Below are 16,527 nucleotides of genomic sequence, written 5' to 3' on the forward strand. Positions count from 1 at the left end.
TCGCTGTTCAAGCAACACGCGATGTTCGATGCCCGCCTGGCGGCCACTGTCGCTTGACGAGAACCATAGAACCTCAGGCCGAACGGGTCGGGGTTGGGTCAGGCAAAAAAATGCGAGACCGAAGTCCCGCGTCGTTGTGCCCCGCGCGCCGCAGTGTCCTCGCGCAGGGCGCCTTGAACTCGCGAATCGGCGGACTTGAGCCGCCGTCCGCCTCAGCGTTTGCGCCGCATGCGCCGCAGTTCGTCCAGCACCAGGCAGATGGCGCCCAGCGTGATCGCGCTGTCGGCCAGATTGAAGGCCGGGAAGTGCGAGCCGGCCCAATGGAAGTCCAGAAAGTCCACCACATAGCCGTGCATCAGGCGGTCCACGACGTTGCCGATGGCGCCGCCCAGGATGCAGGCCATGGCGAAGCAGAACAGCTTCTGCCCCGTATGCGAGCGCAGCATCCAGACGATGAACACGGCGGCGGCCACGCCGATGCCGGTGAAGAACCAGCGCTGCCAGCCCGAGGCGCCGGCCAGGAAGGAGAAGGCCGCGCCCGTGTTGTGGGCCCGCACGATGTTGAAGAAGTCGGTGATGCGCGTGGCGTCGCCGAGCTGGTAGTGGCCCAGGATCAGCGTCTTGGTGTACTGGTCGGCGATGAAGATCAGCACCGCCAGCGCCAGCCAGCCCCAGATGCCCAGGCCAGGACGGGTGGACTCGAATCCGCTGTGCGCCTTCATCGTCATGCCACGCTCCGCGCTTCGCCGGCGCCGTACAGGTTGCTGGTGCAGCGGCCGCACAGCGTGGGATGCGCGCTGTCGTGGCCCACGTCGTCGCGCCAGTGCCAGCAGCGTTCGCACTTGGTGGCGGTGCTGGGCGTGACGGCAATGGCGAGCCCGTCACCCGCCTGCAGGTCCACCACCGAGGTGATGAAGACGAACTTCAGGTCGTCGCCCAGTGCCGCCAGCAGCGCATGGTCCTCCGACGCAGCGGTGAGCCGCACATTGGCCTGCAGCGAAGAGCCCACGCCGCCCGCGGTGCGCACGGCCTCGATCTCCTTGTTGACCGCATCGCGGATGGCCTGGATGCGGCTCCACTTGGCCAGCAGGGCCTCGTCCGGCGTGCCCAGGTCGCAGAAGGTTTCCATGAAGATGGATTCCGACTGGCCCGCGAACTTCCACGCCTCCTCGGCCGTGAAGCTCAGGAAGGGCGCCATCCAGCGCAGCATGGCCTGGGTGATGTGCCACAGGGCCGTCTGCGCACTGCGTCGTGCGCGCGAGCCAGGCTTCGTGGTGTAGAGCCGGTCCTTCAGCACGTCCAGGTAGAAGGCGCCGAGGTCTTCCGAACAGAAGACCTGCAGCTTGGCCACGACCGGGTGGAATTCGTAGACCTTGTAGTGGCCCAGCACCTCCGCTTGGAACTGCGCCGCCCGCGACAGGGCCCAGCGGTCGATCTCGAACAGCTCGCCCAGAGGCACCGCGTCCTTGGCCGGGTCGAAGTCGCTGGTGTTGGCCAGCAGGAAGCGCAGCGTGTTGCGGATGCGGCGGTAGGCGTCGACCACGCGCGCCAGGATCTTGTCGTCGCCGGCGATGTCGCCCGAGTAGTCGGAGGCGGCCACCCACAGGCGGATGATCTCGGCGCCCAGCTTCTTGGTGATCTCCTGCGGATCGATGCCGTTGCCCAGCGACTTGCTCATCTTGCGGCCCTGGCTGTCCACGGTGAAGCCGTGAGTCAGCAGGCCGCGGTAGGGCGCGCGGCCTTCCAGCGCGCAGGCCAGCAGCAGCGAGCTGTGGAACCAGCCGCGGTGCTGGTCATGGCCTTCGAGGTACAGGTCGGCCTCGGGGCCCTGGTCGTGGTGCACCGTGGGGTGCGTGCCGCGCAGCACATGGAAGAAGGTGGAGCCGGAGTCGAACCACACCTCCAGGATGTCGCTGCTCTTGGTGTAGTGCGGCGCGTCCTCGGTGCCCAGGATCTCTTCGGTCGTCACGCGGCTCCAGGCCTCGATGCCGCCCTGCTCGACGATGGCGGCCGCCTGGTCCAGGATCTCCATCGTGCGCGGATGCAGCTCGCCGGTGAGCTTGTGCAGGAAGAAGGGGATCGGCACGCCCCAGCTGCGCTGGCGCGAGATGCACCAGTCGGGCCGGTGCGCGATCATGTCGTGCAGCCGGGCCTTGCCGTTCTCGGGATAGAAGCTGGTGTCCTCGATGGCCTCCAGCGCGATCTGCCGCAGCGTCTTGGCCGGCTTGGCGCCCGGCACGGTGAACACGCCTTCGCCTTCGTCCATGCGGATGAACCACTGCGCAGCGGCGCGGTAGATCACCGGCGTCTTGTGGCGCCAGCAGTGCGGATAGCTGTGGGTGATGGTCTCGGTGGCCATCAGCCGGCCGGCCTCGCGCAGCGCCTCGATGATGTGCGGCACCGCCTTCCAGATGTGTTGGCCGCCGAAGAGCGGGAAATCCGGCTCGTACACGCCGTTGCCCTGCACGGGGTTGAGGATGTCGTCGTAGGCCATGCCGTGCGCGACGCAGGACTGGAAGTCGTCCAGGCCGTAGGCCGGCGAGGAGTGGACCAGGCCGGTGCCGTCGGTGGCGGTGGCGTACTCGGCCAGATACACGGGCGACAGGCGACGGTAGCCTTCGTGCACGTCGTACAGCGGGTGCTCGAACTCGAGTCCGCCCAGTGCCTCGCCCTGCGCGATGGCGATGACCTTTCCGTCCAGCGCGTAGCGGTTGAGGCAGCTCTCGACCAGCGTGTCGGCCACGATCAGCAGGCCGCGGTCGGTGTCGACCAGCGCGTAGGTCAGCTCGGGGTTGAGGTTGAGCGCCTGGTTGGCCGGGATGGTCCACGCGGTGGTGGTCCAGATGACCGCGAAGGCGTCCTTGTCGATGGCCGGCAGGCCGAAGGCGGCGGCCAGCTTGGCCGGGTCGTGGGCCTTGAAGGCGACGTCCAGCGTCTGGCTCTTCTTGTCGGCGTACTCGATCTCGAACTCGGCCAGCGACGAGCCGCAGTCGAAACACCAGTACACGGGCTTCAGGCCCCGGTAGACGAAGCCACGCTCGATCACCTTCTTGAAGGCGCGGATCTCGCCCGCTTCGTTGGCGAAGTCCATCGTCTTGTAGGGATGATCCCATTCGCCCAGCACGCCCAGGCGCTGGAAGTCGGCCATCTGCTGCGCGATCTGCTCGGTGGCATAGGCCCGGCTTTTGGCCTGCATCTCGTCGCGGCTGAGGTTGCGGCCGTGCTTCTTCTCGATGGCGTTCTCGATCGGCAGGCCGTGGCAGTCCCAGCCAGGCACGTACAGCGCGTCGTAGCCCTCGAGCTGGCGCGCCTTGGTGATCATGTCCTTGAGGATCTTGTTCACCGCATGGCCCATGTGGATCTGGCCGTTGGCGTAGGGCGGTCCGTCGTGCAGGATGAACTTGGGCCGGCCGGTGCGGGCCACGCGCAGGCGCTTGTACAGCCCCTCGTCGTTCCAGGCCTTGACCCAGCCCGGCTCGCGCTTGGGCAGGTCGCCGCGCATGGGGAAGGGCGTGTCGGGCAGGTTCAGGGTCGCGCGGTAGTCGGGGGTCGCGGAGGAATCGGCAGCGTCGGACATGGAGGGCGGAGGGGGAAGGCTTCGACAGGCTCGGCCCGCTCGCGGCGAAGGCCCGCGCGGGAGGGGATGAGGTCAGGCCGCTCGCCCCGAGCTTGTCGGTGGGGCGCCGGCACGGCGGGCGTGCCGGTTAAATTCGGTCGCGCGTGGTCTGGCGCCGCGTTTCCGCGTGGCTGCTGCCCGCCGCGCCGGCGCTGCCGGCGGCGAAATACGCGCGTGCGTCGGCCAGGTCCTGGGCGATGCCCGCGGTCAGGGCTTCCAGGCTGGTGTAGCGCAGCTCGTCGTGCAGTTTGTGCAACAGTTCCACGCGCACGATTTTACCGTAGGCCCCCTCGGGCCCCAGGCTGGCCGGCCATTCGAGGCAATGCGTCTCGAGCAGCACGCGGCCGCCGTTGACGTCGTTCGGGTCCAGTGATGGCCGCACGCCCAGATTGGCCACGCCCGGCAGGGGCCGCTCGCCCAGGCCATGCACCCGCACCACGAAGATGCCGCTGGCGGCGGGCTTCCAGTGCTTGAAGCGCAGGTTGAGCGTACGGAAGCCGTCCGTGCCGCCCGGCGCGCTGGCGCCCAGCGCCCGGCCCAGCTTGCGGCCGTGCACCACATGGCCGGAGATGGCGTAGGGCCGGCCGAGCAGCGCGGCGGCGTCGTCCATGCGGCCGGCGGTCAGCGCCTCGCGCACGGCCGAGCTGGACACCCGCAGCGCCCGCGGCCCCTCGTCGCTGCCGGGCGCGGCGGGGTAGGAGACCTCGTAGCTGTTCATCCGCGCCACATCGAAGCCGCGTGCAGCGCCGGCCGCGTGCAGCATGGCGAAGTCGCCCGCGCGCTTGGCACCGAAGCGAAAGTCGTCGCCCACCAGCACGTAGCGCGCGCCCAGGCCGCGCACCAGCACCTCGTCGATGAACTGTTCGGGCGATTGGCTGGCGAGTTGCGCATCGAAAGGCAGCACCACGGTCTGCGCCACGCCGCAGGCCTGCAACTCGCTGAGCTTGTCGCGCAGCGTGGCGATGCGCGCGGGCGCCAGCTCGGGCCGCCTGGCGACGCCGGCGAAGTAGTCGCGGGGATGGGGCTCGAAGGTCAGCACGCAGCTGGGCAGGCCGCGGTGGCGGGCCTCGGTCTGCAGCAGACCCAGCATGGCCTGGTGACCGCGGTGCACGCCATCGAAATTGCCGATGGTGACGGCGCTGGCAGGCGCTACGCCCGGATGGCGGAATCCGCGGAAGATCTGCATGGTCCTGTTATGTTTTTGATAGCTGGCCGCGTCCGCTCGGGAATCCTCCGCGCGTGAACGGGCTGTCATGAATGCCGGTTATATTGTGTCGCTTTCCAGCACTGTCGGGCCGCCCGGCGCCCTTGGCTGGCGGTGCGGACGGTTCTGCGTGGCGTACGTTCCCTGTGTTTTCTTCGTTCGACGAGGAGGCGTTTGTGGTGAAGGTATTGAAGCTGTCGGCCCAAGGGCTGCCCCAGTCGTGGATCTCGCTCGAGCAGGCGGTGATCCATTACGCGGCCGGCGAGGTGCGCTGGGAGGCCGGCGAACAGGTGGCCCTGTTCCGCGGCGGCCACAACGCAATGACGGGCGAGCAGTCCCAGATCGCCGTCAGCAGCATCATCGGCACCCGCGGCGTGCCCCGCATCAGCCCCTTCAGCCTGCGCCCGGGCCTCACCAACAGCAAGCTTTTCGCGCGCGACCGTAACGTCTGCGCCTACTGCGGCGACCATTTCCACGAGGACGACCTGACCCGCGAGCACATCGTGCCCTTCGCACAGAACGGCGTGGACCACTGGATGAACGTGGTGACGGCCTGCCGGGCCTGCAACCACCGCAAGGGCAACCGCACGCCGGAGCAGGCGCACATGCCTCTGCTCTACACGCCCTACGTGCCCAGCCTGTGGGAGGACTTTATCCTGCGCAACCGCCGCATCCTGGCGGACCAGATGGAGTTCCTGTCGGCGCACCTGCCGTCGAGCTCCCGCCTGCACGGCTAGCGGCGCGGCTGGACAGAAGTCTCACGGGCGCCAGGACGGCGCCCGTTTTTCGATGAAGGCCTGCACGCCCTCCTGCGCGGTCGCATCGGCCATGTTGCAGGCCATGGTGCGGGCGGCGTCGTGCAGCGCGGCTTCGAGTCCGGTCTCCAACTGGCGGTAGAAGAGGGCCTTGCCCATCTCCAGCGCAATGCGCGGCTTGGCGACGATGCTCGCCACCAGCGTTTCCACCTCGGCGTCCAGGTTCTGGGCGGGCACCACGCGGTTGACCAGGCCCTGGGCCAGGGCGGTCCGCGCGTCGATGAAGTCACCCGTCACCAGCAGCTCGAAGGCCTTCTTGCGCGGCAGGTTGCGCGACAGCGACACGCTGGGCGTGGCGCAGAACAGGCCGACGTTGATGCCGCTGGTGGCGAAGCTGGCGCTGTCGGCGGCCACCGCCAGATCGCACAGCGCGACGAGCTGGCAGCCCGCCGCCGTCGCCAGCCCATGCACGCGCGCGACGACCGGCACCGGCAGGCGCTGCAGCGCCAGCATCATGGCGCTGCAGCGGTCGAACAGCGCCTGATAGGCCGACTGCGAGGGCGATGCCAGCATCTCCCGCAGGTCGTGGCCGGCGCAGAACGCTCGGCCGTTGGCGGCGATGACGACAGCGCGCAGGCCGGCGTCCAGCGCCAGTCGCTCGCAGGCCGCATGCAGCGCATCGATCAGGGCGACGGACAAGGCGTTGAAGGCGGCCGGCCGGTTGAGGGTGAGCGTGACCACGCCGCGGGCGTCACGCGATTCCAGCAGGATGGGCTCGTCGGTGTTCGTCACGTTTCCTTCCTCCGTCGGTGGGGGTCGACCGGGACCGGGCCGGGCCTTCAATGAGGGTTCTGCCAGGCCGTCGGCGGGCGGTCAGTAGGTCAGCTCCAGCAGGCTCAGGTGCCCCTCGGCCACCGGCCAGCTTCGCCCGACGATTCGCTCGTCATTGAATTCGCCTTCCACCGCGCGTGCCGGCCCGGCTGCGAGGCGCAGCCGCGAACTCGCCACGCCCGCGCCGCGCGGCGGAACGCCGGGCAGCTGCGTCTGGCCATCGAAGCGCATGCGGTCGCGCTGGGCATCGAAATAGCCGCGCGGCCGGCTGAACACGACCACCGCACCCGCCTGCCGGTCCGCAGCCGCCAACCGCTCGGGCCGCAGGTGGATCACGTCGCTGGAGCGCGGGAAGGGGCTGCGGTAGATGTGCGTGGTGGCATAGCCGGGTGCCACGATCTCGAACTCGTAGCCGGTGCCGGGGCGTGCCGGAAACGGCCCCCAGCGGCCGTCCGCGCCCACCGTCTTGCGCCAGGCAGGCCCGCCGCGGCGCTCGCCGGTGGCCGGATCGGTTTCGTAGACGCTGAGCTGTGCGCCGGCCAGCGGCAGGTTGTTGACGAAATCGCCGCTGGTGGGGTCGGCTGGATTCAGGCCGAGCCCGGTGATGCGTCCGTCGAGCACGATCCGCGGCTCGGACGCAACGGCCGTGGCACCCGGTACATCGGCTGTGAGGAAGCGCCAGGTGGCATCAAAGGCCGCCGGGGAGAACGACACCTCGCGGTGATCCGCGCCCGGCAGGACGATGTTGGTGGCACCGCGAAGGGCCGGCCCGTCGGCCGTGATGTTGGTGGGCTTGCCCGGCGCGCCGATCCACAGACCGTCCGGCTTGGCGTACTTGTCGTTGCCGTCGGAGCGCAGCGTCAGCCAGCGCGGGCCGGGCGTCACCTCGTCGCCGCCCGGGCCCTTGGGCGCGTTCAGCTGCCGCATGAAGGGCGACAGGCCGGAGAACTCGCTGCCCTCGCGCCAGCCGGGAATGGCCCAGATGCCATGGGCCGGGTTGCCGCCCAGCGCGACATGGCTGACCCTGGCCGCCCCGCCGCCGTTCTGCACGTAGTTGCGGATGGTGTTGCCGCCGCGCGAATTGCCGACCAGCACGACCTTCTGTGCGCCCGTCTGGCGAAGCACGCGCTCGACCTCCTTGCTGAGGAAGGCCATCGACTCAGCCGTGGAGCTGCGGCCGGGCTGCGCCACCGCATCGTCATCGCGCGCCAGGGGCATCGGTTGGTCGAGCGCGAACAGCCGGTCGCGCGCCCAGCCGTTGGATTCGAAGCGCCACAGCGTCGTCTGCCACAGCGCGGCCGAATCGCCGTTGCCGTGCATGAAGACGACGGGCGTGTCGCGACGAGGCCCGGTGCCCGGCGTGGCGCAGGCGCCCAGCGCGAGACTGGCGGGGGCGGTGATCAACAAGGTACGGCGACGGATCATCCCGAAGCTCCTGGCAAGAGGGCCGACCGGCGGCGCGCGCGTGGTCAGGCCGCCGGAAAGAAGAAAGGCCCGCCAGCGTAAGCCGGCGGGCCTGCGGTTTCATGAAGTGCAAGCACCTGCGCTCAGGCGAACACCCCCGCGCTGTCTTCCATGCGCGCCGACACTTCGCCCAGGTGGTGCAGCGTGTCGCCGAACACCATCTCCATCTGCGTCAGCTTGCGGAAGTAGTGGCTGCCCATGTATTCGTCGGTCACGCCGATGCCGCCATGCAACTGCACCGACTGCTGGCCGACGAAGCGCATCGACACGCCCAGCTGGTACTTGGCGCGGGCCAGGGCCTGGCGGCGCTCGGCCGCCGGCGCGCCCAGCTTGAGCGTGGCGTAGTAGCTCATGGAGCGGGCCAGTTCCAGCTGCATCTTCATGTCGGCGACGCGGTGGCGCAGGGCCTGGAAGCTGCCGATGGTCACGCCGAATTGCTTGCGGGTGTTGAGGTACTCCACCGTCAGCGCCAGCGTCTTGTCCATCACGCCCACGCCTTCGGCGCAGGTGGCGGCGATGCCGATGTCCACGGCCTCTTCGAGCACCGGCAGGCCGTCGGCGGCCACGAGCTGCGCGGCGGCCTGGCTGAAGACGACTTCCGCGGCGCGGCTGCCATCCTGCGTGGGATAGCCCGAGGCCTTGATGCTGCCGTCGGCACGCGGCACCAGGAAAAGGGCGATGCGCCCGTCCAGCTGCGCCGGCACCAGGTAGGCCGCCGCTTCGTCGCCGGCCGGCACCACACTCTTGGTGCCGCTCACGGCGTAGCCGTCGCCGGCCTTGGTGGCCGTGGCTTCGCAGCGGTCCAGGCGGTAGCGCGCGCCCCGCTCCTGGTAGGCCAGCACGACCAGCTTCTCGCCGCTGGCGATGCCCGGCAGCCATTCGCCGCGCACGCCTTCGTCGGCATGGCGGGCAAGCACGGCGCCGGCGATGAAGGACTGCGCCAGCGGCTCCAGCACGATGCCGCGGCCCAACTCTTCCATCACGACCATGGCCTCAACCGGGCCCATGCCCAGGCCGCCGTCGTCCTCGGGGATGTACAGCCCGCCCAGGCCCAGCTCGGACAGCTCGTTCCAGGCGTCGCGGGAGAAGCCGCCGTCCTTCTCGATGCCGCGGCGGCGGTCGAAGTCGTAGGCCTTCTCGACCCAGCGGCCGACGGCGTCGCGCAGTTGCTGCTGGTCTTCAGTGAAATCGAAATCCATGTCTGCCTCCTGTCAGCCCAGCACCGTCTGGGCCACGATGTTGCGTTGCACTTCGTTCGAGCCGCCGTAGATCGTGGTCTTGCGGTAGTTGAAGTAGGTGGAGGCCAGCGGCGCCAGCGAGGCGTGACCGCCCGGGAAGTCGCCCTGCCAGCCGGCCGCCATGGCTTCGCGGATCAGCGGCAGAGAGAAGGGGCCGCCCGCGAGCATCATCAGCTCGGAATAGCGCTGTTGGATCTCGCTGCCCTTGATCTTGAGCAGGCCGGCGATGTCCAGAGAGTTCTTGCCGGACTTCTCGGCCGAGAGCACGCGCAGCACCAGCATCTCCAGCGCCACGATGTCCACTTCCAGCTTGGCGATCTCGTCGCGGAAGCGCAGGTCGTTGTATACACCTTCGGCCTTGGCGATTCGCTTGACGCGCTCCAGTTCGCGCTTGGCGCGGTTGACGTCGGCGATGTTGGTGCGCTCGTGGCTGAGCAGGTGCTTGGCATAGGTCCAGCCCTTGTTCTCCTCGCCGATGAGCTGGTCAGCCGGCACTTCGACGTTGTCGAAGAACACGTCGTTGACCTCGTAGCTGCCGTCGAGCAGGCGGATGGGGCGCACGCTCACGCCGGGCGACTTCATGTCCAGGACGATGAAGCTGATGCCGGTCTGCGGCTTGCCCTCGGTGCTGGTGCGCACAAGGTTGAACATCCAGTCGCCATGCTGGCCCAGGGTGGTCCAGGTCTTCTGGCCGTTGATGATGTACTTGTCGCCGCGGCGCTCTGCGCGGGTGCGCAGCGAGGCCAGGTCGGAGCCGGAGCCGGGTTCGCTGTAGCCCTGGCTCCACCACACTTCGCCGCTGGCAATGCCGGGCAGGAAGCGCTCCTGCTGCTCGCGCGAGCCGAAGGCCATGATGACGGGCGCCACCATCACCGGGCCGAAGGGGATCACGCGCGGCGCGCCGGCGCGTGCGGTCTCTTCCTCGAACAGGTGCTTCTGCACGGCCGTCCAGCCGGGGCCGCCGAACTGCTTGGGCCAGCCGTAGCCCAGCCAGCCCTTCTTGCCGAGGATCCTTGCCCAGCGCTGGTGGTCTTCCTTGGAAAGCTCCAGGCCTTCGTTGACCTTGTGGGCGATGTCTTGGGGCAGGTTGTCCGCCACCCAGGCGCGGACCTCTTCGCGGAACGCCTGTTCTTCAGGGGTGAATGCCAGATCCATGGGGGTTGTCTCCAGAGAAGCGGGATTTTTAGCACGCTCGTTCGCAAGGCCGAGTCCGCCGTGCGACACACGGATAATCCGCCGCCAGTATGCAGAGTTCCCTTCTACGCGGCGCCGGGGTTTTCAACCGGGTGCCAGTCTCCGCCGCAGCGTCCAGCCGTCGACGCCGCGCGGCCGCCGATGCCGGCGCGCAAGGTCGCCGATGAGCGGCAACATCGTCATCCTCGTCTCCGGCGGCGGCTCCAACATGGCGGCCATCGCACGGGCGGCGCAGGCGCGCCGCTGGGCCGAGCGCTTCGGCGTGCGCGTGGCAGCCGTCGTCAGCAACAAGCCCGATGCGGGCGGCCTGGAACTGGGCCGCGAACTGGGCCTGGAGACCGCCGCCGTCGACCACCGCGGCTTCGACAGCCGCGAGGCCTTCGACGCCGCGCTGGCCGACACCATCGACCGCTGGCAGCCCGTGCTGGTGGTGCTGGCCGGCTTCATGCGCATCCTCACACCGGGCTTCGTGGCGCGGTACGAAGGCCGGCTGGTCAATATCCATCCATCGCTGCTGCCGGCCTTCCCGGGCCTGCACACGCATCGGCGCGCCATCGAGGCTGGCTGTCGGGTCGCCGGTGCCACGGTGCACCTGGTGACGGCTGAACTCGACCATGGCCCGATCCTGGCCCAAGCCGTGGTGCCGGTGCTGGCCGGCGACGCGCCCGAGGCGCTGGCGGCCCGGGTGCTGAGCCAGGAGCACCGGCTCTATCCCGAGGCCATCGAGGGCTGGCTCGCGGCGCGCTGAGTCTCTGGGCGGAGTGGGCGGCGACAATCGCCCCCTTATGCATCCCCAAGCCCTGTTGGAAGCCTGCGCCGAACTCACCGGCCGCGTGCTCCGATTCGATCATCCGGCTGACGCCATCGTCTCTCGCTATTTCCGTGAGCACCGGTCGCTCGGTCCCCGCGAGCGCGCGACGCTCGCCGAGACCGTCTACACCATCCTGCGCAAGAAGCTGCTGTTCGAGCACCTGGCCCGCTCCGGCAGCGGCGCGCGCGAGCGGCGCCTGGCCATCCTGGGCTTCCATGGCTCGCGCGACTTCCTCAAGACCGTGCTGAGCGACGCCGAAAAGCGCTGGCTGGACGCCTGCGACGCCGTCGCGCCCTCGGAGCTGATGGCCCAGCACCGCCACAACCTGCCCGACTGGCTGGCCCAGCCGCTGCGCGCCCAGCTGGGCGACACCGACTTCATGGCCCTGGCCGACGCGCTGCAGCAGTCGGCGCCGCTGGACCTGCGGGTCAACACCCTGAGCGCCAAGCGCGATGAGGTGCAGCGCGAACTCAAGGCCGCCGGCATCGCCGCGAAGATGACGCCGTTCTCGCCCTGGGGCCTGCGCACCGACGGCAAGCCGGCCGTCAACCGCCTGCCCGCCTTCGAGCGCGGCGCCATCGAGGTGCAGGACGAGGGTTCGCAACTGCTCACGCTGCTGGTCGAGGCGCGTCGCGGCGAAATGGTGGTCGATTTCTGCGCTGGTGCCGGCGGCAAGACCCTGGCGCTGGGAGCGGCCATGCGCAGCACCGGCCGGCTTTATGCCTTCGACACCTCCGCCCACCGGCTGGACGCGCTCAAGCCGCGGCTGGCGCGCAGCGGCCTGTCGAACGTGCATCCGGCTGCCATTGCCCACGAGCGGGACGACCGCATCAAGCGGCTGGCCGGGAAGATCGACCGCGTGCTGGTCGATGCACCCTGCTCGGGTCTGGGTACGTTGCGCCGCAATCCCGACCTCAAATGGCGCCAGTCGCCCGAGGCGGTGCAGGAGTTGGTGGCCAAGCAGACCGCCATCCTTGCCAGCGCCGCGCGGCTCGTGAAGCCGGGCGGGCGCCTCGTCTATGCCACCTGCAGCGTGCTGCCGGAGGAAAACGAGGCCATCGCCGAGGCCTTCGGCGCCGCGCATCCCGATTTCCTGCCGCTGGAGGCCGCGGAGCTGCTGGCCGCCCAGAAGGTGGCGGACGCCGCCTCGCTGTGCGCCGGCGGCGAGGGCGGCACGCGCTACCTGCGGTTGTGGCCTCACCGCCACGCCACCGACGGTTTTTTCGCCGCCGCGTGGAACCGGCGCTAGAGCACGGCGTCCAATCCCTAGGGATTCAACGCCGTTACACGAAAAACGGGGTGGATTTCAAGCCCGGCACACTAAAATTGTCGGACTGTTCTGACAGGACGACCCCGTCCGTCCGTGTGGAGTACCCAACTTGATGATTTTCGATTCCGCCGTTCTGAGCTCGGCCCTCGACTGGCTTGCCCATGGCCTGTGGGATCTGTCCTGGTGGCAGATCGTGCTGTACACGCTCGCCACGACGCACATCACCATCCTCGCGGTGACCATCTTCCTGCACCGCACGCAGGCTCACCGCTCCATGGACCTGGGGCCCATTCCCTCCCATTTCTTCCGCTTTTGGCTGTGGGTCGGCACGGGCATGGTGACCAAGGAATGGGTCGCCATCCACCGCAAGCACCACGCCAAGTGCGAGACCGAGGAGGATCCGCACAGCCCGCAGACCCGCGGCATCGACACCGTCATGTGGCGCGGCGCCGAGCTATACCGCGCCGAGGCGAAGAACAACGAGACCATCACCAAGTTTGGCCACGGTACGCCCGATGACTGGATCGAGCGCAACCTGTACAGCCGCTTCGGCTGGCAGGGCGTTGGCCTCATGCTGATCCTCAACCTGGCGCTCTTCGGTGGCATCGGCGCCACCATCTGGGCCATCCAGATGTTGTGGATTCCCTTCTGGGCGGCCGGCGTCGTCAACGGCCTGGGCCACTACTGGGGTTATCGCAACTTCGAGGCGCAGGACGCCAGCACCAACCTGGTGCCCTGGGGTATCGTGATTGGTGGCGAAGAACTGCACAACAACCACCACACCTATCCCACGGCGGCCAAGTTCTCGGTCAAGAAGTACGAGTTCGACATCGCCTGGGGTTACATCGTGCTGATGCAAAAGCTGGGCTGGGCCAAAGTGAAGAAGGTGCCGCCGAAGCTGCGCATGGGCGAGGTGCGCCCAGTGGCCGATGAGAAGACGCTCGAGGCCGTCATCGCCAACCGCTACGAAGTCATGGCTGGCTACGCCCGCGAGATGCGTCGCACGTGCAAGCAGGAGCTGTCGCAATTGCAGGCCCGTGGCGCCGACCTGTCGGTGCTGAAGGCGGCCCGCCGCTGGCTGCACCGCGACGACGACAAGGTCCCGGCCGCCGCTCGGCCCAAGCTCGCCGAGGCCCGCGCCGCCCATCCTGTGCTGGACAAGATGGTGACCATGCGCGAAGAACTGCGCCAGATGTGGATGAACACGTCCCAGTCGCGCGAACAACTCGCCGCTGATCTGGCGGCTTGGTGCCACCGCGCCGAAGCCAGCGGAATCAAGGCGCTGCAGGAGTTCTCGATCCGGCTGCGCGCGGCGCACGTTTGAGTTGACCACGCTCCTCGGCCGTTTGCCTAGGCATCCGGCGAACTCAAGAAACCGGCCTCGTGCCGGTTTTTTGTTGCCCGGCCGCGTTGCGCGCGCGACTTGCAACAGGGAGGGTTCCCTGCGGCCGGCCGCCGGTGCGCACTATACAGGCAGCGTGCAACCGGTCGGCTCTCATGCGCGCAACAAAAAACCCGCTGGATCGCAGCGGGTTCTTGCAGATCGCGTGAGCCGAATTACTTCAGCTTCACTTCCTTGTATTCGACGTGCTTGCGCGCCTTGGGGTCGAACTTCATGATCAACATCTTTTCAGGCGTCGTCTTCTTGTTCTTGCTGGTGGTGTAGAAGTGGCCGGTGCCCGCGGTGGACTCCAGCTTGATCTTTTCGCGTCCGCCTTTGCTCGTTGCCATGGTGTGCTCCTTTCAGCTCAGGCTTGGCCGCGTGCGCGCATGTCTGCGAGCACGGCGTCGATGCCGTTCTTGTCGATCAGGCGCAGGGCGGCGCTGGAGACGCGCAGACGCACCCAGCGGTTTTCGCTCTCAACCCAGAAACGACGGTATTGCAGGTTCGGCATGAACCGGCGCTTGGTTTTGTTGTTGGCGTGGGAAACGTTGTTCCCGACCATCGGGCCCTTGCCCGTGACTTCACATACGCGTGCCATGAGGACACTCTTTCATGAACAGCCGTCACCAGACGCTGCGGTCTGCGCGTGACGCACAGACCGTGGGGTGGATCGGCTTGACCTCGCCAGAAAACGGGTGGCGGTGGCCCGGATGCCGCTCGCACGCCGGGGCGCTCAAGCGGCAAAGCCAACGATTATATGAAGGGTGGCGGAGTTTTGTCCACGGCCCGGTGCGCCGGCTCCGCAAACACAAGGCGAACCGCGAGGCGCGGCTGTACTGCAAGGGACTCCGGTTTCAAGCCGTTGAAGCGGTCCCGCCTCTCTGAATGCTCGGTCAGGCGGTACTTTCCTGTTCCAGGAACCGTTGCGCATCAAGCGCAGCCATGCACCCGGTGCCAGCGCTGGTGATGGCCTGCCTGTACACATGGTCCTGGACGTCGCCTGCGGCGAAGACACCCGGCACGCTGGTCATGGTGGCAAAGCCGTTCAGGCCGGAGCGGGTGACGATGTAGTTGTCCTTGAGCTCGATCTGCCCCTGGAACAGATCGGTATTGGGATGGTGGCCGATGGCGATGAAACAGCCCTTGAGGTCGAGTTGCTTTTTGTCCCCGGACTGGACGTTGCGCAGCCGGATGCCGGTGACGCCACTGTCGTCGCCCACCACCTCGTCCAGTTCGCTGTGCAGTTCGAGCACGATCTTGCCTTCCTTGACCTTCTCGTGAACCTTGTCGATGAGGATGGGCTCTGCGCGGAACTTGTCGCGGCGGTGGACCAGCGTGACCTGGCGCGCGATATTCGACAGGTAGAGCGCCTCTTCCACGGCGGTGTTGCCGCCGCCGATCACACAGACGTCCTGCTCGCGGTAGAAGAAGCCGTCGCAGGTGGCGCAGGCTGAGACGCCGCGGCCCATGAACTTCTCTTCCGACGGCAGACCCAGGTACTTGGCCGAGGCGCCGGTGGCGATGATCAGCGCATCGCAGGTGTAGGTGCCGCTGTCGCCCGTCAGCGTGAACGGGCGCTTGCTCAGGTCGACCTTGTTGATGTGGTCGAACACGATCTGCGTGTTGAAGCGTTCGGCATGTTCCAGGAAGCGCTGCATCAGCTCCGGCCCTTGAACGCCGTGCACATCGGCAGGCCAGTTGTCGACTTCGGTCGTGGTCATCAACTGCCCGCCCTGAGCCAGGCCCGTAACGAGCAAAGGCTTGAGATTGGCACGGGCGGCGTAGATGGCGGCGGTATAGCCGGCGGGGCCGGAGCCCAGAATGAGGACCTGGGTATGCAAGGGAGTGGTCATAAACTGCGAGCCTGAATGGTGAACGGGGGACCGCGTGTACATTGGGTCACCGGTGGGACGTCAGTATCCTGTTCAGGTTCAATGCATGCGGAGCGCTCTTCTTATGTGCGTGATTGTATTTATTGATGCTGCGTCCCTCGAAGGGCGCGGCACAGGGAGGAAATAGATGTCGATGCTTTCGAACCTGGAACTGCTTCGCCGGGTGCCGCTCTTTGCCGCGCTCACGCCTTCTCAGGCGGCGAACATTGCCGATGCGATCGTCAAGCGGCGCTTCAAGCGCGGCGAACTCATCGTGGAACAGGGCAAGAAGACGAATGCCCTTTACATCATCCTGGCCGGCCGGGCCCGGGTGCTCAGTGCGGACAGCCGCGGTCGAGAGGTGATCCTGGCAACTCTTCAGTCCGGCGACTACATCGGCGAGATGAGTCTCATCGACGACGAGCCGCATTCGGCCACGGTGCGTGCCGACGTCCAGACGGACGTGCTCGTCCTCGGCCGCGAGGCATTCTCGCGTTGCCTGCCGGACAGTTCCTCCATGTCCTACAACATCATGCGCGGGCTGGTCCGGCGCCTACGCCATGCGGATCGAAAGATCGAGTCGCTGGCACTAATGGATGTCTACGGCCGCGTGGCGCGTGCGCTGATGGATTTCGTCACCGAGGACGGTGCCGGCAACTTCGTGGTCCGGGAGCGGATCTCGCGACAGGACCTGGCCAAGATGGTGGGCGCGTCGCGCGAGATGGTCAGCCGCGTCATGAAGGACCTGGAGGAGCGCGGCTTTGTGCAGACGCAGCCGGACGGCTCGATGCTGGTCAAGGACCGGCTGTCCGCGCTGGGCTGAGTCCGCGGTATCCGGCCGCGCGGCGCTGCGCCGACGGGCCCGCCCCGAAGCCTGCCTGCGGTGTGT

The 16,527-nt window shown here is 67.8% G+C and carries 15 protein-coding genes; 5 read left to right on the forward strand and 10 right to left on the reverse strand.

Features of this window, described 5'->3' with window-relative positions; translation table 11 throughout:
• Positions 1 to 212: 212 nt before the first annotated feature.
• From lspA to ACT54X_RS06565, 3 genes are all read right to left on the reverse strand, one after another.
• Positions 213 to 722, reverse strand: a complete 510-nt coding sequence (gene lspA, locus ACT54X_RS06555; RefSeq protein WP_476346079.1) for a signal peptidase II — start codon at positions 720 to 722, stop codon at positions 213 to 215.
• Between the two features lie 2 nt (positions 723 to 724).
• On the reverse strand, positions 725 to 3,577 hold the full coding sequence (gene ileS, locus ACT54X_RS06560) for an isoleucine--tRNA ligase (protein WP_476345671.1): 2,853 nt from the start codon (positions 3,575 to 3,577) through the stop codon (positions 725 to 727).
• 127 nt (positions 3,578 to 3,704) lie between these two features.
• Entirely contained in the window at positions 3,705 to 4,802 is a 1,098-nt protein-coding gene (locus ACT54X_RS06565; RefSeq protein ID WP_294370362.1) for a bifunctional riboflavin kinase/FAD synthetase, read from the reverse strand.
• A gap of 197 nt (positions 4,803 to 4,999) precedes the next feature.
• Here ACT54X_RS06565 and ACT54X_RS06570 point away from each other — a divergent pair, with 197 nt between their 5' ends.
• Entirely contained in the window at positions 5,000 to 5,557 is a 558-nt protein-coding gene (locus ACT54X_RS06570; RefSeq protein WP_043118462.1) for an HNH endonuclease, read from the forward strand.
• 21 nt (positions 5,558 to 5,578) lie between these two features.
• Here ACT54X_RS06570 and ACT54X_RS06575 read toward each other — a convergent pair whose 3' ends face one another.
• The 4 genes from ACT54X_RS06575 to ACT54X_RS06590 all read right to left on the reverse strand — a co-directional run bounded on the left by ACT54X_RS06575 (position 5,579) and on the right by ACT54X_RS06590 (position 10,263).
• Positions 5,579 to 6,367: an enoyl-CoA hydratase gene (locus ACT54X_RS06575; RefSeq protein WP_294370359.1), complete on the reverse strand. Its 789-nt coding sequence runs from the start codon at positions 6,365 to 6,367 to the stop codon at positions 5,579 to 5,581.
• Positions 6,368 to 6,448: 81 nt separating this feature from the next.
• Positions 6,449 to 7,831, reverse strand: a complete 1,383-nt coding sequence (locus tag ACT54X_RS06580; protein WP_294370358.1) for an alpha/beta fold hydrolase — start codon at positions 7,829 to 7,831, stop codon at positions 6,449 to 6,451.
• A gap of 122 nt (positions 7,832 to 7,953) precedes the next feature.
• Positions 7,954 to 9,069, reverse strand: coding sequence for an acyl-CoA dehydrogenase family protein (locus ACT54X_RS06585; RefSeq protein ID WP_294370356.1), 1,116 nt, complete (start codon positions 9,067 to 9,069; stop codon positions 7,954 to 7,956).
• A 12-nt stretch (positions 9,070 to 9,081) separates the two neighbouring features.
• On the reverse strand, positions 9,082 to 10,263 hold the full coding sequence (locus ACT54X_RS06590) for an acyl-CoA dehydrogenase family protein (RefSeq protein WP_294370355.1): 1,182 nt from the start codon (positions 10,261 to 10,263) through the stop codon (positions 9,082 to 9,084).
• A gap of 202 nt (positions 10,264 to 10,465) precedes the next feature.
• On the opposite strand from ACT54X_RS06590, the gene purN reads away from it, so the two are divergent.
• From purN to ACT54X_RS06605, 3 genes are all read left to right on the forward strand, one after another.
• On the forward strand, positions 10,466 to 11,050 hold the full coding sequence (purN, locus tag ACT54X_RS06595) for a phosphoribosylglycinamide formyltransferase (protein WP_294370354.1): 585 nt from the start codon (positions 10,466 to 10,468) through the stop codon (positions 11,048 to 11,050).
• Between the two features lie 37 nt (positions 11,051 to 11,087).
• Entirely contained in the window at positions 11,088 to 12,362 is a 1,275-nt protein-coding gene (locus ACT54X_RS06600; RefSeq protein ID WP_294370352.1) for an RsmB/NOP family class I SAM-dependent RNA methyltransferase, read from the forward strand.
• 133 nt (positions 12,363 to 12,495) lie between these two features.
• Positions 12,496 to 13,707 (forward strand): DesA family fatty acid desaturase, encoded by a 1,212-nt coding sequence (locus ACT54X_RS06605; RefSeq protein WP_476345675.1) that lies wholly within the window; start codon positions 12,496 to 12,498, stop codon positions 13,705 to 13,707.
• 233 nt (positions 13,708 to 13,940) lie between these two features.
• Here the strand turns inward: ACT54X_RS06605 and rpmG are convergent, their stop codons facing one another.
• From rpmG to trxB, 3 genes are all read right to left on the reverse strand, one after another.
• Positions 13,941 to 14,114 (reverse strand): 50S ribosomal protein L33, encoded by a 174-nt coding sequence (gene rpmG / locus ACT54X_RS06610; RefSeq protein WP_017757249.1) that lies wholly within the window; start codon positions 14,112 to 14,114, stop codon positions 13,941 to 13,943.
• Between the two features lie 17 nt (positions 14,115 to 14,131).
• Positions 14,132 to 14,365 (reverse strand): 50S ribosomal protein L28, encoded by a 234-nt coding sequence (rpmB, locus tag ACT54X_RS06615; protein ID WP_043118471.1) that lies wholly within the window; start codon positions 14,363 to 14,365, stop codon positions 14,132 to 14,134.
• Between the two features lie 295 nt (positions 14,366 to 14,660).
• Entirely contained in the window at positions 14,661 to 15,620 is a 960-nt protein-coding gene (gene trxB, locus ACT54X_RS06620) for a thioredoxin-disulfide reductase (RefSeq protein ID WP_294370393.1), read from the reverse strand.
• A 166-nt stretch (positions 15,621 to 15,786) separates the two neighbouring features.
• Here trxB and ACT54X_RS06625 point away from each other — a divergent pair, with 166 nt between their 5' ends.
• Positions 15,787 to 16,461 (forward strand): Crp/Fnr family transcriptional regulator, encoded by a 675-nt coding sequence (locus ACT54X_RS06625; protein ID WP_017757252.1) that lies wholly within the window; start codon positions 15,787 to 15,789, stop codon positions 16,459 to 16,461.
• The last annotated feature ends 66 nt before the right edge of the window (positions 16,462 to 16,527 follow it).

The organism is Pseudacidovorax sp. DMC4, assembly GCF_056314265.1.

What these genes read in the sequence shown, in the direction of transcription:
- lspA (WP_476346079.1), bottom strand. Translation starts at nt 722, where the DNA reads ATGAAGGCGCACAGCGGATTCGAGTCCACCCGTCCTGGCCTGGGCATC.
- ileS (WP_476345671.1), bottom strand. Translation starts at nt 3,577, where the DNA reads ATGTCCGACGCTGCCGATTCCTCCGCGACCCCCGACTACCGCGCGACC.
- ACT54X_RS06565 (WP_294370362.1), bottom strand. Translation starts at nt 4,802, where the DNA reads ATGCAGATCTTCCGCGGATTCCGCCATCCGGGCGTAGCGCCTGCCAGC.
- ACT54X_RS06580 (WP_294370358.1), bottom strand. Translation starts at nt 7,831, where the DNA reads ATGATCCGTCGCCGTACCTTGTTGATCACCGCCCCCGCCAGTCTCGCG.
- ACT54X_RS06585 (WP_294370356.1), bottom strand. Translation starts at nt 9,069, where the DNA reads ATGGATTTCGATTTCACTGAAGACCAGCAGCAACTGCGCGACGCCGTC.
- ACT54X_RS06590 (WP_294370355.1), bottom strand. Translation starts at nt 10,263, where the DNA reads ATGGATCTGGCATTCACCCCTGAAGAACAGGCGTTCCGCGAAGAGGTC.
- purN (WP_294370354.1), top strand. Translation starts at nt 10,466, where the DNA reads ATGAGCGGCAACATCGTCATCCTCGTCTCCGGCGGCGGCTCCAACATG.
- ACT54X_RS06600 (WP_294370352.1), top strand. Translation starts at nt 11,088, where the DNA reads ATGCATCCCCAAGCCCTGTTGGAAGCCTGCGCCGAACTCACCGGCCGC.
- ACT54X_RS06605 (WP_476345675.1), top strand. Translation starts at nt 12,496, where the DNA reads ATGATTTTCGATTCCGCCGTTCTGAGCTCGGCCCTCGACTGGCTTGCC.
- rpmG (WP_017757249.1), bottom strand. Translation starts at nt 14,114, where the DNA reads ATGGCAACGAGCAAAGGCGGACGCGAAAAGATCAAGCTGGAGTCCACC.
- rpmB (WP_043118471.1), bottom strand. Translation starts at nt 14,365, where the DNA reads ATGGCACGCGTATGTGAAGTCACGGGCAAGGGCCCGATGGTCGGGAAC.
- trxB (WP_294370393.1), bottom strand. Translation starts at nt 15,620, where the DNA reads ATGACCACTCCCTTGCATACCCAGGTCCTCATTCTGGGCTCCGGCCCC.
- ACT54X_RS06625 (WP_017757252.1), top strand. Translation starts at nt 15,787, where the DNA reads ATGTCGATGCTTTCGAACCTGGAACTGCTTCGCCGGGTGCCGCTCTTT.